Source organism: Streptomyces sp. 15-116A, assembly GCF_025290915.1.
In the GTDB taxonomy this organism is placed as follows: Bacteria; Actinomycetota; Actinomycetes; order Streptomycetales; family Streptomycetaceae; genus Streptomyces.
On sequence record NZ_JAOCQE010000031.1, the window covers coordinates 25,181 to 38,873 of the forward strand.

Sequence of the window (13,693 nt, forward strand, 5' to 3'; positions counted from 1 at the left end):
TCTCCCCGTGGCCGGAAGTGTGTGCGAGGCTTGCGGCCGGCCGGAGGTGGTTGACGCGGCAACGACCGTTCGGACCGTGACCGGACCGGTTCCTGTCATCTGGCCGGATCCTGTCCTCCGGACGGGCCCCCCGCGCAACTCTCCCCCGAGGGCACAGGCACACCAAGGACGGTGACCCATGGCCGACGGCGCCATGACCGCGACATTCCTCGCCGTGATCGGCGGGGCGTCGCTGCTGGCCGTCACCGCGCGGCGGCTCAGACCGAGCGACCGGCTGCCCTCGCTGGACGGCTGGGCGCTGGCCGACCGCGCCCTCGGCCCGGGCTGGACCTGGCTGTTGCTCGGCGGCACGATCTACACCGCCTACACCTTCACCGCCGTACCCGGCCTCGCGTACGGCAACGGCGCGCCCGCCTTCTTCGCCGTGCCGTACACGATCATCGTCTGCCCGCTCGCCTTCGTGCTGCTGAGCCGGCTGTGGAGCGTGGCCCGGCGGCACGGCTATGTCACGGCCGCCGATTTCGTGCGCGGCCGGTACGGGTCGCCGCCGCTGGCGCTGGTGGTGGCGCTGACCGGGATCCTCGCGACGATGCCGTATCTGGCGCTGCAGCTGCTCGGCATCCGCGCGGTGCTCGCCGCGGGCGGGCTGTATCCGCGCGGGGCGACGGGCGACCTGATCATGGTGGCGCTGTTCGCGGGGCTCGCCGTGGCCACGTACCGGCACGGGCTGCGGGCGCCCGCCGTGATCGCGGCGCTCAAGGCGGTGGCGGTCTTCGTCTCGCTGACCGCCGTGTGCTGGCTGGTGCTGCGCCGCTTCGGCGGTCCCGGCGCGGTCTTCGACGGCGCCGGACGCGCCCTCGGCGGCACCGACGCCGCCCACTCACCGCTGCTGCTCACCGCCGGGCAGCAGCCCGCGTACGCGACGCTCGCGCTGGGCTCGGCGCTGGCGCTGCTGATGTACCCGCATGTGCTCACCGCCGGTTTCGCCGCCGACTCCTCGCGCACCCTGCGCAAGGTGTCCGTCGGGCTGCCCGCCTGGACGGCGCTGCTCGCGCTGTTCGGATTCCTCGGCATCGCGGCCCTCGCGGCGGGGGTGCGGGCGCCCGAGGGCGGTGCGGAGGCGGCCGTGCCGATGCTGGTCGACCGGCTGATGCCGGGACCGGTCGCCGGGCTGGTGTTCGGCGCGATCGTGGTGGGCGCGCTGGTGCCGGCGGCGGTGATGTCGATCGCCGCCGCGACGAGCTTCGTACGGAACGTGTACGTCGAGTACGTCCATCCGACCGCCACGCCGAAGCGGCAGGTGCGGATCGCCAAGGCCGTGTCGCTCACCGCGAAGCTGGGGGCGGTCGCGTTCGTGTTCGGGCTGCGCGACCAGGACGCCATCAACCTCCAGCTGCTCGGCGGGGTGTGGATCCTGCAGATCTTCCCGGCGGTCGCCATCGGCCTGTACACGCGGTGGCTGCACCCGCGGGCGCTCCTCGCCGGATGGGCGGTGGGGATGGTCGCCGGAACGTATCTCGTGGTGCGCGAGGGGTTCTCCTCGATCGTGCCGCTCGACCTCGGGGCCGGACCGCTGGAGATCTACGCCGGTGTCGCCGCCCTGCTGCTCAATCTGACCGTCGCCGTGACCGGCACCGGGGTGCTGCGCCGCCTCGGTGTCCCGCGCGGCGGCGACGCCACCGACCTGCCGTCCCGCCTGCTGCCCAGGCGCCACCCGGAGACGGGAGCGAACACACCGTGAGACGCAGACAGCACCCTCGGACCACCACCCTGCCGCCGAGCCCGGTCCCGGCCCCGGCCGCTCCCCCGCCCGCCGCGGCGCCCGCACCTCCGGCCGCACGCACGCCCGGGGCCGGGCCGCTGCCGCCCGCCGTCACCGACCCGGCCGAGCTGGAGCGGGAGGCGGGCGTGGCCCGGCTGTTCGAGCTGCACTACTCCTCGATGCTGCGGCTGGCCGTGCTGCTCGGCGCCGACGACCCGGAGAACGTGGTGGCCGAGGCGTACTACCAGATCTACCGCAAGTGGCGGCGGCTGAAGGACGTGGCCGCGGCGGAGGCGTATCTGCGCTCCACCGTCTGCAATCTGACCCGGATGCGGATACGCCACCTCCAGGTCGCCCGCCGGCTGACGGAGAACCCGCCGGACGAGACGGTCGCCTCCGCGGAGAACACCGCGCTGCTGCGGGACGACCAGCGGGTGCTGATCGACGCGCTGCAACAGCTGCCGACCCGGCAGCGCGAGGCGCTGGTGCTGCGGCACTGGCTCGGGCTGAAGGAGTCCGAGATCGCCGCGGCGATGGGCATCACCTGCGGCTCCGTCAAGACGCACACCTCACGCGGCATCGCCGCGCTCACCCAGGCGATGGAGGCCCGGCGATGACGCATCGAGATGCGACTCCGTCGCGTGACACCAGCCCGGACCGCACGGGCCACGACCGCGCCCGGCCCCGGCCGCCGGGCACGAAACACGGCGCACGACCGGGCCCGGAGCAGGGCACACGGGCGAGCATGGAACAAGCCGCCCATACGGGCACGGAACAGGGCACCGACACGAACGCGGACGCGGAGCGCACCGAGCGGGAACTGCGCGACGCCCTCGCGGCCCTGGCCGGCGGAGTGCTGCCCGACCCGGACGCGTACCGCACCGCGCGCGGCGAGTGGCTGCGCCGGGAACGCCGGCGGCGGCTCGTCCTCACCGTGCTCGTCGCCGTGGTGTTCACCCTGGCCACACTCATCGGGCTGTGGGTGCTCAACCAGGCGCCCGCGGATCCCGGCGTCATCTTCTCCGGCAACGGCTCACCCTCCGCCGACGGGCCCTCACTCCCCCGGGCCCGCCCCTGATTGCCTCCCCCCGGGGCCGGGAAGGCGCACCTCGTGCATCGCATCGAGGACTACGCGCTCATCGGCGACGAACAGACCGCTGCCCTGGTGGGCGTGGACGGTTCCGTCGACTGGCTCTGCCTGCCCCGCTTCGACTCGGGCGCCTGCTTCGCCCGGCTGCTCGGCGACGAGGACAACGGCCACTGGCGTATCGCCCCCGTCGGCGCGGACCGCTGCACGCGTCGCGCGTACCGGCCCGACACCCTCGTCCTGGACACCGAGTGGGAGACCGACGAGGGGGCGATCAGGATCACCGATCTGATGCCGCAGCGGGACCGCGCACCCGACCTGGTGCGCATCGTGCAGGGCGTCCGCGGTGAGGTGACCGTCCGCAGCACGCTGCGGCTGCGCTTCGACTACGGCTCGGTCGTGCCCTGGGTGCGCCGGTCCGACGGCCACCGGGTGGCGGTCGCCGGGCCGGACTCGGCGTGGCTGCGCAGCGAGCCGGAGGTGCACACCTGGGGCGAGGACCAGGGCACCCACTCGGAGTTCACGGTCAAGGAGGGCGAGCGGGTCGCGTTCGTCCTCACCTGGCACCCCTCCCACGAACAGCGCCCGCCGCTGATAGACCCCTACGTCTCACTGCGGCACAGCGTCGCGGACTGGCGCGCCTGGGCGTCGCGCTGCCGCTACGACGGCCCGTACCGGGACGCGGTGGTCCGCTCGCTGATCACGCTGAAGGCGCTCACCTACGCGCCCACCGGCGGCATCGTGGCCGCGCCCACCACCTCGCTGCCGGAGGAGCCGGGCGGGGTGCGCAACTGGGACTACCGCTTCTGCTGGCTGCGCGACTCCACGCTCACGCTGAACGCGCTGCTGGCGGCCGGGTACCAGGAGGAGGCGGAGGCGTGGCGCGACTGGCTGCTGCGCGCGGTCGCGGGCGATCCGGCGGACCTGCAGATCATGTACGGCGTGGCGGGCGAGCGGCGGCTGCCCGAGTTCGAACTGCCCTGGCTGGCCGGTTTCGACGGGGCCCGTCCGGTGCGGATCGGCAACGACGCGGTGAACCAGCTCCAGTTGGACGTGTACGGCGAGGTGATGGACTCCCTCGCGCTGGCCCGGCGTTCGGGGCTGCCTCCGAAGCCGGACATATGGGCGCTGCAGACGGTCCTGATGGACTTCCTGCGCTCGGCCTGGCGGCAGCCGGACGAGGGACTGTGGGAGGTGCGCGGCGGCCGACGCCACTTCGTGCACTCCAAGGTGATGGTGTGGGTGGCGGCGGACCGCGCGGTGCGCACGCTGGAGGAGCATCCCGACTTCGACGGCGACCTCGACGGCTGGCGCGAGCTGCGCGACGAGGTGCACCGGGAGGTGTGCGAGAAGGGGTACGACCCCGAGCGGAACACCTTCACCCAGTCCTACGGCTCGCGCGAGCTCGACGCGGCGCTGCTGCTGATCCCGCGCGTGGGGTTCCTGCCCCCGGACGACCCCCGGGTGATCGGCACGATCGACGCGATCCGCGAGGAGCTGGGGCAGGGCGGTCTGCTGCGCCGCTACACCTCCGACGCCGTCACCGTGGACGGGCTGCCCGGTGAGGAGGGCACGTTTCTGGTGTGCTCGTTCTGGCTGGCGGACGCCCTGCATCTGACGGGGCGGACGAAGGAGGCCCGCGAGCTGTTCGAGCGGCTGCTGGGGCTCGCCAACGACGTGGGGCTGCTGGCGGAGGAGTACGACTCGGTGGAGGGCCGGCTGCTGGGGAACTTCCCGCAGGCGTTCAGCCACATCGGCCTGGTGAACACCGCCCTCGCCCTGTTCGGGGACGAGGAGGCAGGATAGGGCCATGGATCTTGGACTGAAGGACCGGGTGTACGTCGTCACCGGGGCGACCCGCGGGCTGGGTCACGCCGCCGCGCGGGAGCTGGTGGCCGACGGGGCGAAGGTGGTCGTCACGGGGCGGGAGGAGAAGAACGTCGCCGAGGCGGCGTCCGCGCTGGGGCCGGACGCGGTCGGGGTGGCCGTGGACAACGCCGACCCGGAGGCGCCGGCGCGGTTGATCGCGGCCGCGCGTGAGCGCTTCGCCCGCTTCGACGGCATCCTCGTCAGCGTGGGCGGGCCGCCGCCGGGGTTCGTCGCCGACACCACCGACGAGCAGTGGCGGGCGGCGTTCGAGTCGGTGTTCCTGGGCGCGGTACGGCTGGCCAGGGCCGCGGCGCAGGAGCTGTCCGAGGGCGGCGTCATCGGGTTCGTGCTGTCCGGCTCGGTGCACGAGCCGATCCCGGGCCTGACCATCTCCAACGGGCTGCGCCCCGGCCTGGCGGGCTTCGCCAAGTCCCTCGCCGACGAGCTGGGCCCGCGCGGCATCCGGGTCGTCGGCCTGCTGCCGGGCCGGATCGACACCGACCGGGTGCGCGAACTGGACTCCCTCTCCGCCGACCCGGAGGCCACCCGCCGGGCCGCCGAGTCCCGTATCCCGCTGCGCCGCTACGGCACCCCGGAGGAGTTCGGCCGTACGGCGGCGTTCCTGCTCTCCCCGGCGGCGTCCTACCTCTCGGGCGTGATGCTCCCGGTGGACGGGGGCTTCCGGCACGGGTTCTGAGGCGCGGGGCGGCGGACTTCGGGAAGTGCTTCCCCTGAACCCACCGCCCCCGCGGTCAACTGACCCTTTCCGCCCGGTGCTTGACGCCCCGTAGGCGGACCTCCGCCGGCAGGGTGGTGAGGCCTGTCGCGTCGCGGGCGTGGGTCAGGGTGTGGGTCGTCAGGTGGTCCAGGGCCGTCCCGGGGTCGACGTGCGGCGCCAGGGAGAGGCGTACGTGGGTCTCCGGGGCGTGGCGGCGTCCGGTGAGGTGGACGTGGGCCTGTTCGACGCCGTCGAGGTGGCTCGTCTCCTCGGTGAGGACGTGCTCCAGGGCCCGCCCGTGGAGCACCGCGCCCTCGCCGTCCCCGGTGTCGACGAAGAGGTGGCCCAGGCGCCGTCGGCGCAGTATCCCGACGAGCCACCACAGGGCGAGCAGGACCAGGACGGCGAGGGCGGCGAGGACGACCGGCCACCACCAGCCCTCGTCCCGCCACCGGGTCCGCTCCGCCTCGCTCAGCAGCACGTCGTCCCGCCCGTCGTGCAGCCACCAGGTCGGCGCCGGCGCTCCCAGCCCGATGGCGAGCACGGAGCCGCCGAGGGCGACCAGCACCAGGCCCGCGAGGCCGAGCAGAACACGGTTGACGACCCTGAGCACCGCCCTCACCCCTTCCGGCCCGGCCGCCGTACCCGCACCGACAGCGCGGGCGGGCGGGCCAGCCCCAGCCCGCGCACCGCGTCGGCGAGCACGACGTCCAGGTCGTCGCGTACGTGGTCCAGTTCACGGAAGTGCGACACCGCGCGCACCTCGGCCCGGCGCCGCCTCACCCGTACCCGCACCGACTGCACACCGGCGACCTCCATGGCCCGGTCCCGCAGCACCATCGCGGCGGCGTCCCGGTGGAGTCCGGCGCGTACGTCGGGATGGGTGCGGTGCATCGGGAGCAGCCGGCGCAGTCCGGGGGTCAGCGCCAGCAGGAGCAGCCACAGTCCGAGGGCGGTGGCGACCCCGGCGCCGACCAGCACCCAGGTGTCGTCCAGGGGCCGTTCGGCCAGCTGCGTGGACAGCTCCCGGCGCCAGCTCATGGCGGGCCGGTCGGCGCGCACCGCCGCGATGTCGTACAGGAACGCGCCCGCGATCACCAGGACCAGCAGCGCGAGCAGGCCTGCGGGGACGCGGCGCGACGACCAGAACCGCCGCCGCTCCTTCGTCCCGGCCTCCGGGGCGGGCGGGGGCGGGGAGCTCTTGTCGAGGACCGTGCCCGTGGGTTCGCTCATCGCGTCCTCCCCTGTGCCGCGGCGAGTGCCGCCGCCAGGTGCAGCCGCTCGACGTGGACGACGACCTCCGGTACGTGCATGCCGGCCAGCGTGCCCACCCGTTCGGTCACATGGCGGCGGACGTGCCCGCACCGGCCGCCGATGTCGCACGGGTAGTCGAGTTCGACGTGCACCCGCACGCGGGCGGTGCCGTCGTGCACGACGACGGTCGCGTGCGGCGGCGCGGCGTCCGGGTGCAGCGTGCCGACCGCCTCGCGGGCCGCCTGGGAGGCGATCTTCGCGACCACCCGGTCGGCGATCCTGGTCGCTCCGCGCTCGCCCGGCGCGACGACGGCCGGCACCGCGGCGAGCTCACCGGCCCCCGTGCTCACGTGCGTCACCGCCGCCGTTCGCTGCGGGGACGGAAGAAGTCGCCGAGCTCGTAGTCCCCTTCGAGGAACCGCCCGACCACGAACCCGACGGCTCCCAGGGCCGCCACCAGCAGGAAGGCGCCGAATCCGCCGAAGTACCCGGCGAAGCCCAGCGCCATTCCGGCGATCATGCCGACCACGGCCATGCTCATGGTGCGCTCCTCAGTTCATCGGTCGGGGTGAGTGGGTCACTGGAGCCGGGTCTCCGGTTCCTCTTCCTCCTCGTCGGGCAGTTTCACATCGCTGACCGCGATGTTGACCTCGACCACTTCGAGGCCCGTCATCCGCTCCACGGCCGCGATGACGTTCTCCCGTACGTCCCGCGCGACGTCGGAGATGGAGACGCCGTAGTCGACGACGATCTCCAGGTCGAGTGCGGTCTGTACCTCGCCGACCTCGGCCTTCACCCCGCGCGTCACCGCCTTCGAGCCGCCGGGCACCCGGTCGCGCACGGCCCCGAAGGTCCGGGACAGTCCGCTGCCCATGGCGTGCACGCCCACCACGTCCCGCGCGGCGAGCCCGGCGATCTTCTCCACGACGCCGTCGGCGATCGTGGTGCGGCCGCGGGTCGAGGGATCACCTCCGCCGCGCCGGGTGCCGCCCTTGCGTGCGGAGCTCTCCGGAAGGGTCTTCTCCGTCTCGGGGCCCCGGGTCGAGGTCCCCTCGGTCATGTCGGTCATCGCCGTTACGTCCCTTCGGTCGTCCTCCTTCGACCACCGTATGCGCGGTTGCGTGGTCGCGCGCCAGGGATGCGGCAGGCTGGAGGAATGACGACGGCGGACCGGTGGACGCAGGCAGTGCGACGACAGTTGGGTCTGGGCAGGTTCCTGCCCCTGGGCGGGCCCCGTGACGGGGCGTGGATCGCGGAGCGGGCGGCCGAGCCGGTACTGCGGCGGGCGGTGGCCCAGGGCGTGCCGGACGTGCGCCTGGGCTCCGTACGGATCTCGCTGGCCGACCCGGAGAGCGCGTCCGAGCCGGTGGTGCCGCCCCCACCGAGCGCGCTGCCCCCGGGTCCTTTGCGCCTGACGGCGGATTTCGCGGCGACGGCCTCGACGTCCGAGCCGCTGCCGACCACGGCGGCCCGCCTGCGGACGGCCCTGGCGGTGGCCGCGGCGGAGCGGCTCGGGCTGACGGTGGCGGAGGTGGACCTGCGGGTGACGGACCTGCTGGAGGGCGCACCGGAGCAGCAGCCGAGCGAGGAGGGCACCCCTGACACCGCCGAGAAGGAGGCCGGGCCGGACGCCCCTGCCGACTCCGACGAGGGCCGGGTGGCCGCGGCGGCCCTCGCCGTTCCCGGGGTGTCCCGCCTGACCGGCACGTTGGGCCGCCCGGTGCACCTGACGGAGCGCCCGGCCACCACGACCGCCCTGCCCCACCGCCACGCACGCGTGGACCTGGCAATCCGATCGGACCACCGCCCCCTGGAGGTGACCCGCGCGGTCCGCACGGCAGTCTCGGAGACCCTCCAGGATCACCCCACGGTGTCAGTCCTGGTAACAAACCTAGACTGAAACAAGCGCCCCAAAGGGGCGCGGGGAACTGCGCGACCAGCCCCGACGCACCCGCACGCGACCTACTCGCCGAGCCCCGCCAGATCCCGCAGCCGCCGAGCCTGCGCCGCACGCTCAGCAACACGCTGCTCCTCGTACGACCGATCCTGAGCGCCCCTCAACAGCGCCTTGGTCTCAACAACGGCATCACGCGGCGCAGCGAGCAGGGCGGAGGCAAGATCACTCACCGCCGCGTCCAACTCAGCGGCGGGCACGGCCACATTGGCCAACCCGGTGTTCACGGCCTCCTCGGCCATGACAAAGCGCCCGGTCGCACAGATCTCCAGCGCACGGGCGTACCCCACGAGCGCGACCAGCGGATGCGTGCCGGTCAGGTCGGGAACGAGCCCCAGGCTGGTCTCGCGCATGGCGAACTGCACGTCGTCGGCGACCACCCGCAGGTCACAGGCGAGGGCCAGCTGGAAACCGGCTCCGATCGCATGCCCCTGCACGGCAGCGATGGACACGATGTCGCTGCGCCGCCACCAGGTGAACGCTTCCTGGTACTCGGCGATGGTCGCGTCCAGCGTCGCGTCGTCGCCGCGTGCGAGATCGATGAACGACGGCTCGCCGTCGAAGCCCTCGGGCGTGAACGCCTGCCGGTCGAGCCCCGCGGAGAAGGACTTGCCCTCGCCGCGCAGCACCACGACCCGGACGGAGCCCGGCAGCAGCCGGCCCGCTTCGGTCAGCGCCCGCCACAGAGCGGGGCTCTGCGCGTTGCGCTTGGCCGGGTTGGTCAGCGTCACCGTGGCGATCGCGTCGTCGACGGTGAGCCGTACGCCGTCCTTGTCGAGTACGGGACTGACGGGACCGAGGTCCTGGGCGGACGAAGCCATGGGGCGCCTCCGATGGGTGCGGTCGTCTTCCGTGCCGTAGGGCGACGGGCTCGCGCCCATCCTGCGGCACAGTTAAGTGACTGCACAGTAACCACCCAGCCGGTCGGTCGGCCGACCGGGTGGCCACCATCGGGGACGCTCCGGGTCAGCCCGCGGCTTTCTTGCCGCGGGTCGCCCCGCCACGCCCTCGCAGCGTGACGCCCGACTCGCTCAGCATCCGGTGCACAAAGCCATACGAGCGGCCGGTCTCCTCGGCCAACGCCCGGATGCTCGCACCGGCGTCGTACTTCTTCTTCAGGTCTGCCGCGAGCTTGTCGCGCGCGGCGCCGGTCACCCGGCTGCCCTTCTTCAGAGTCTCGGCCACCCGTGCCTCCTCATGGGAAGTGCGCTCTGGTCTTCTCATGATCACCCCTACCGGGCTTCATGGCCACCCATTCGGCAAGGTCCGTGAGACAAGGTTGTGACGACAGGAGCGCATCCCCACATACGGAATGCGGGATTCCATCCGGCCTCGCCCATACCGCCGAACGGGTTCTTCCGCGAAGTGCCAGGTCAGAAAGACACGACGGCCGAGCCCCGGTCCATCAGGGGCTCGGCCGGAAAATCCGTGTAGGACACACCTCGGTACGAGGAGATCTCACACAGATGATGGATCACCGATGGGCCGAATGATCCATACGCCGTTGATCACGCCAGAGCGACGAGGTCCGCGTAGTCGGAGCCCCACAGGTCCTCGACGCCGTCCGGCAGCAGGATGATCCGCTCCGGCTGCAGCGCCTCGACGGCGCCCTCGTCGTGGGTGACGAGCACGACGGCGCCCTTGTAGGTGCGCAGCGCGCCGAGGATCTCCTCGCGGCTTGCGGGGTCGAGGTTGTTGGTCGGCTCGTCGAGCAGCAGCACGTTCGCCGAGGAGACCACCAGGGTCGCGAGGGCGAGGCGGGTCTTCTCGCCGCCGGAGAGCACCCCGGCGGGCTTGTCGACGTCGTCGCCGGAGAACAGGAACGAGCCGAGCACCTTGCGGACCTCGACGAGGTCCATGTCGGGCGCGGCCGAGCGCATGTTCTCCAGGACCGTGCGGTCGGGGTCGAGGGTCTCGTGCTCCTGGGCGTAGTAGCCCAGCTTGAGCCCGTGACCGGGCACGACGGCACCGGTGTCGGGCTGCTCGACGCCCGCGAGCAGGCGCAGCAGGGTGGTCTTGCCCGCGCCGTTGAGGCCGAGGATGACGACCCGGGAGCCCTTGTCGATGGCCAGGTCGACGTCGGTGAAGATCTCCAGCGAGCCGTACGACTTCGACAGGCCCTCCGCCATCAGCGGGGTCTTGCCGCAGGGCGCGGGCTCGGGGAAGCGCAGCTTGGCCACCTTGTCGGACTGGCGGACCTCCTCAAGGCCCGCGAGCAGCTTCTCGGCGCGGCGGGCCATGTTCTGCGCGGCGACCGTCTTGGTGGCCTTGGCGCGCATCTTGTCGGCCTGGGCGTTGAGCGCGGCGGCCTTCTTCTCGGCGTTCTGCCGCTCCCGCTTGCGGCGCTTCTCGTCGGCCTCGCGCTGCTGCTGGTAGAGCTTCCAGCCCATGTTGTAGATGTCGATCTGGGCCCGGTTGGCGTCCAGGTAGAACACCTTGTTGACGACCGTCTCGACCAGGTCGACGTCGTGGGAGATCACGATGAAGCCGCCGCGGTAGGTCTTGAGGTAGTCGCGCAGCCAGATGATCGAGTCGGCGTCGAGGTGGTTGGTCGGCTCGTCCAGCAGCAGGGTGTCCGCGTCGGAGAACAGGATCCGGGCCAGCTCGATACGGCGGCGCTGACCACCGGAGAGCGTGTGCAGGGGCTGGTTGAGCACCCGGTCCGGGAGCTTGAGCGCGGCGGCGATGGTGGCGGCCTCGGCCTCGGCGGCGTATCCGCCCTTGGTGAGGAACTCGGTCTCCTGGCGCTCGTACTGCTTGAGCGCCTTCTCGCGGGTGGCGCCCTGGCCGTTGGCGATGCGCTGTTCGTTCTCGCGCATCTTGCGGATCAGGACGTCCAGGCCGCGCGCGGAGAGGATGCGGTCGCGGGCGGGCATGTCGAGGTCGCCGGTGCGGGGGTCCTGCGGGAGGTAGCCGACGTCGCCGGAGCGGGTCACGGTCCCGGCGGCGGGGATGCCCTGGCCGGCGAGGACCTTGGTGAGGGTGGTCTTGCCGGCGCCGTTGCGGCCGACCAGGCCGATGCGGTCGCCCTTGGCGACGCGGAACGTGGCGTTTTCGATGAGGACGCGGGCACCGGCGCGCAGCTCGATACCGGAGGCGGAGATCACTGGTCAGACTCCAGAGCGGGTGGGTGGCGGGATGGGCGGCTGAGGTCGTTCCCGCCGTCTAATGCGCAAGGAGAATGGCCATAGGGGTCATTCTAACGGGGCAGTGCAAGCAGTTTTCCGCGTACGGGGGTCGCGAGGCCCGGGGCCGGGGCGCGTCGGGGGGCGTTGTCAGTGGCCGGTGCAAGACTGGGCGGCAGGTGGAATTGCCGGTCATGGCCGGTGATTTCCGGTGATCTCGGCTGCGACGACGACACAAGGGAGTGATCGTGATGGCAGGCACGGGCGACGGGCGTCCCAGCATCTACCCCACGCTGGTCTACGCGGACGCGAAGGCGGCGATCCGGCAGCTCACGGAGGCGTTCGGGTTCACGGAGCTGTCCGTGTACGAGGGTGAGGACGGCTCGGTGGTGCACGCGGAGCTGGTCCAGGGCAACGGCGGGGTGATGCTCGGCTCCAAGGGCACGGGCGGCGTCTTCGACAAGGCGATGAAGGACGCGGGCCCGGCCGGGGTGTACGTGGTGGTGGACGACGTGGACGCGCACCACCGGCGAGCGGTGGAGCACGGCGCGGAGATCGTGATGCCCCCGACCGACCAGGACTACGGCTCGCGGGACTACATGGCCCGTGACCTGGAGGGCAACATCTGGAGCTTCGGCACGTACGCGCCGGAGATCAGGGCGTAGGGCCGTCCGCCCGGGGGGCCCGCCCGGGGGGTGAGCGGGCCGGGGCGATCGGACAGGGAGTGCTCGGGCGGGGGGTGTGCTCGGGCGGGCCCGGGTGGGTCAGCCGCCGGTGTGGACCTGGAAGGCGGCTCGGCGGACGGCCTTGGCGAGGGCCGGGTCGGGGTGTGCGGCGGCGAGCGCGACCAGGACCTGCACGGTGCGCGGGTGTCCCACGGCCCGTACCTCGCTGAGCAGCGCGGGCACGGTCGGCTGCACGGCGGACTCCAGATGCCGTACCAGCATCGGCGCCTCGCCGTGGTCGGCGACGGCGGCGGCGGTGTCGACCCACAGCCAGGTGGCCTCCTCCCGGGTGAGGACCTCGTGGGCGTCCTCGGGGTCGGCGCCGTCGTGCTCGGCGAGCCACAGCAGGGCGTAGGGCCTGAGGGCGGGTTCGTCGAGGACGGCGCGGACCTCGGGCTCCGCGGGGGCGCCGACCACGCGCAGTGCCTCGAAGGCGAGGCCGCGCAGCAGGGCGTCCTCGCCGCGGGCGGCGTCGATCAGCTCGGTGACGGCACTGCCGACGGGGCGGGCGGCGAGCCAGGCGCGGTACTCGGCGCGGGCGGCGTTGGGCCGCAGCTGGGCGCAGCCGCGGAGCATGTCCTCGGCGCCCTGCTCGATGTTCCCGGCGGGGCTCTGGGCGGCCACGCAGATCTGCTCCAGCTTGACCCAGACCGCCCAGCTGCCGAGCGGGGTGAGCGTGGCCTGTCCGTCGCCGTAGGTGAGGGCGCCGACGGAGGCGAGGGCTTCGAGGGCCCAGTCGAGCAGCGGCTCGAGCGGGGTGTCGGTGGCTTCCGGTACGACGAGGGACGGCCGGGGGGCGTAGTCGATCTCGCAGCGTTCGGTGCGGAGCTCGGTGACGCGCTGGCGCAGCAGGTCGAGGAGTTGCGGCACCGGGACGGGGCCGGCGGAGAGCTGGAGGAAGGAGAGCACCTGGGGCATGGCCGAGACGACCTCGGCGACGGCGGCGGGCTCGTGGTCCTCGGGCTCCGGGTGCGCGAGCGACCAGGCGTCGAAGAGGGCGACCCAGCCGCGCAGTACGGCGCTGTCGTCGCGGTCCCAGGCGCGCAGCCGCCAGCCGGGGCGGGCGCTGTCGCCGTGCACCTCGACGAGTCCGGCGAGGCGGGCGGTGTCCCAGTCGGCGCGCACCTGAGCGGGGGTGAGGCCGAGGTCCCGGGCCGCGTGCTCGGCGGTGGCGTCGGAGAGGGTCGCCTTGCCGTCGC

The 13,693-nt window shown here is 73.0% G+C and carries 16 protein-coding genes; 7 read left to right on the plus strand and 9 right to left on the minus strand.

Features of this window, described 5'->3' with window-relative positions:
- Nucleotides 1-178: 178 nt before the first annotated feature.
- The 5 genes from N4P33_RS08790 (at nt 179) to N4P33_RS08810 (ending at nt 5,415) form a co-directional block, all read left to right on the plus strand.
- Complete coding sequence (locus N4P33_RS08790) at nt 179-1,741, plus strand: sodium:solute symporter (protein WP_260825741.1); 1,563 nt, start codon at nt 179-181, stop codon at nt 1,739-1,741.
- Entirely contained in the window at nt 1,738-2,379 is a 642-nt protein-coding gene (locus tag N4P33_RS08795) for a sigma-70 family RNA polymerase sigma factor (RefSeq protein WP_260825742.1), read from the plus strand. Before N4P33_RS08790 ends, N4P33_RS08795 begins: the two co-directional genes overlap by 4 nt.
- 128 nt (nt 2,380-2,507) lie before the next feature.
- Nucleotides 2,508-2,840, plus strand: a complete 333-nt coding sequence (locus N4P33_RS08800; RefSeq protein WP_260825743.1) for a hypothetical protein — start codon at nt 2,508-2,510, stop codon at nt 2,838-2,840.
- A gap of 33 nt (nt 2,841-2,873) precedes the next feature.
- Nucleotides 2,874-4,655: a glycoside hydrolase family 15 protein gene (locus tag N4P33_RS08805; RefSeq protein WP_260825744.1), complete on the plus strand. Its 1,782-nt coding sequence runs from the start codon at nt 2,874-2,876 to the stop codon at nt 4,653-4,655.
- A 4-nt stretch (nt 4,656-4,659) separates the two neighbouring features.
- Nucleotides 4,660-5,415: an SDR family oxidoreductase gene (locus N4P33_RS08810; protein WP_260825745.1), complete on the plus strand. Its 756-nt coding sequence runs from the start codon at nt 4,660-4,662 to the stop codon at nt 5,413-5,415.
- Nucleotides 5,416-5,470: 55 nt separating this feature from the next.
- Here N4P33_RS08810 and amaP read toward each other — a convergent pair whose 3' ends face one another.
- The 5 genes from amaP to N4P33_RS08835 are packed head-to-tail and all read right to left on the minus strand — an operon-like array spanning nt 5,471 to nt 7,759.
- Nucleotides 5,471-6,058 carry an alkaline shock response membrane anchor protein AmaP gene (gene amaP, locus N4P33_RS08815; protein ID WP_260825746.1) on the minus strand — a complete coding sequence of 196 codons (588 nt, stop codon included), beginning with the start codon at nt 6,056-6,058 and terminating at the stop codon, nt 5,471-5,473.
- Nucleotides 6,055-6,669 (minus strand): DUF6286 domain-containing protein, encoded by a 615-nt coding sequence (locus N4P33_RS08820; RefSeq protein ID WP_260825748.1) that lies wholly within the window; start codon nt 6,667-6,669, stop codon nt 6,055-6,057. The genes amaP and N4P33_RS08820 overlap by 4 nt, the downstream gene beginning before the upstream one ends.
- The gene (locus N4P33_RS08825; RefSeq protein WP_260825749.1) at nt 6,666-7,049 is read right to left on the minus strand and encodes an Asp23/Gls24 family envelope stress response protein; all 384 of its coding nucleotides are present in this window, start codon (nt 7,047-7,049) and stop codon (nt 6,666-6,668) included. The genes N4P33_RS08820 and N4P33_RS08825 overlap by 4 nt, the downstream gene beginning before the upstream one ends.
- On the minus strand, nt 7,046-7,231 hold the full coding sequence (locus N4P33_RS08830) for a hypothetical protein (protein WP_260825750.1): 186 nt from the start codon (nt 7,229-7,231) through the stop codon (nt 7,046-7,048). Before N4P33_RS08830 ends, N4P33_RS08825 begins: the two co-directional genes overlap by 4 nt.
- Before the next feature lie 36 nt (nt 7,232-7,267).
- Nucleotides 7,268-7,759: an Asp23/Gls24 family envelope stress response protein gene (locus N4P33_RS08835; protein ID WP_260825751.1), complete on the minus strand. Its 492-nt coding sequence runs from the start codon at nt 7,757-7,759 to the stop codon at nt 7,268-7,270.
- A gap of 87 nt (nt 7,760-7,846) precedes the next feature.
- Here N4P33_RS08835 and N4P33_RS08840 point away from each other — a divergent pair, with 87 nt between their 5' ends.
- Nucleotides 7,847-8,590 carry a nucleopolyhedrovirus P10 family protein gene (locus N4P33_RS08840; RefSeq protein ID WP_260825752.1) on the plus strand — a complete coding sequence of 248 codons (744 nt, stop codon included), beginning with the start codon at nt 7,847-7,849 and terminating at the stop codon, nt 8,588-8,590.
- Nucleotides 8,591-8,652: 62 nt separating this feature from the next.
- Here N4P33_RS08840 and N4P33_RS08845 read toward each other — a convergent pair whose 3' ends face one another.
- From N4P33_RS08845 to abc-f, 3 genes are all read right to left on the minus strand, one after another.
- Nucleotides 8,653-9,465 carry an enoyl-CoA hydratase/isomerase family protein gene (locus N4P33_RS08845; protein ID WP_260825753.1) on the minus strand — a complete coding sequence of 271 codons (813 nt, stop codon included), beginning with the start codon at nt 9,463-9,465 and terminating at the stop codon, nt 8,653-8,655.
- Nucleotides 9,466-9,610: 145 nt separating this feature from the next.
- Complete coding sequence (locus N4P33_RS08850) at nt 9,611-9,829, minus strand: helix-turn-helix domain-containing protein (protein ID WP_260825754.1); 219 nt, start codon at nt 9,827-9,829, stop codon at nt 9,611-9,613.
- A 323-nt stretch (nt 9,830-10,152) separates the two neighbouring features.
- Nucleotides 10,153-11,751: a ribosomal protection-like ABC-F family protein gene (gene abc-f / locus N4P33_RS08855; RefSeq protein ID WP_260825756.1), complete on the minus strand. Its 1,599-nt coding sequence runs from the start codon at nt 11,749-11,751 to the stop codon at nt 10,153-10,155.
- 269 nt (nt 11,752-12,020) lie between these two features.
- Here abc-f and N4P33_RS08860 point away from each other — a divergent pair, with 269 nt between their 5' ends.
- A complete protein-coding gene (locus N4P33_RS08860; protein WP_260825758.1) occupies nt 12,021-12,434 on the plus strand; it encodes a VOC family protein in 414 nt (137 codons plus the stop codon).
- Nucleotides 12,435-12,533: 99 nt separating this feature from the next.
- On the opposite strand, the gene N4P33_RS08865 is transcribed toward N4P33_RS08860, so the two are convergent.
- Nucleotides 12,534-13,693 (minus strand): hypothetical protein (locus tag N4P33_RS08865; RefSeq protein ID WP_260825759.1); only part of this gene is annotated, 1,160 nt, incomplete at its 5' end.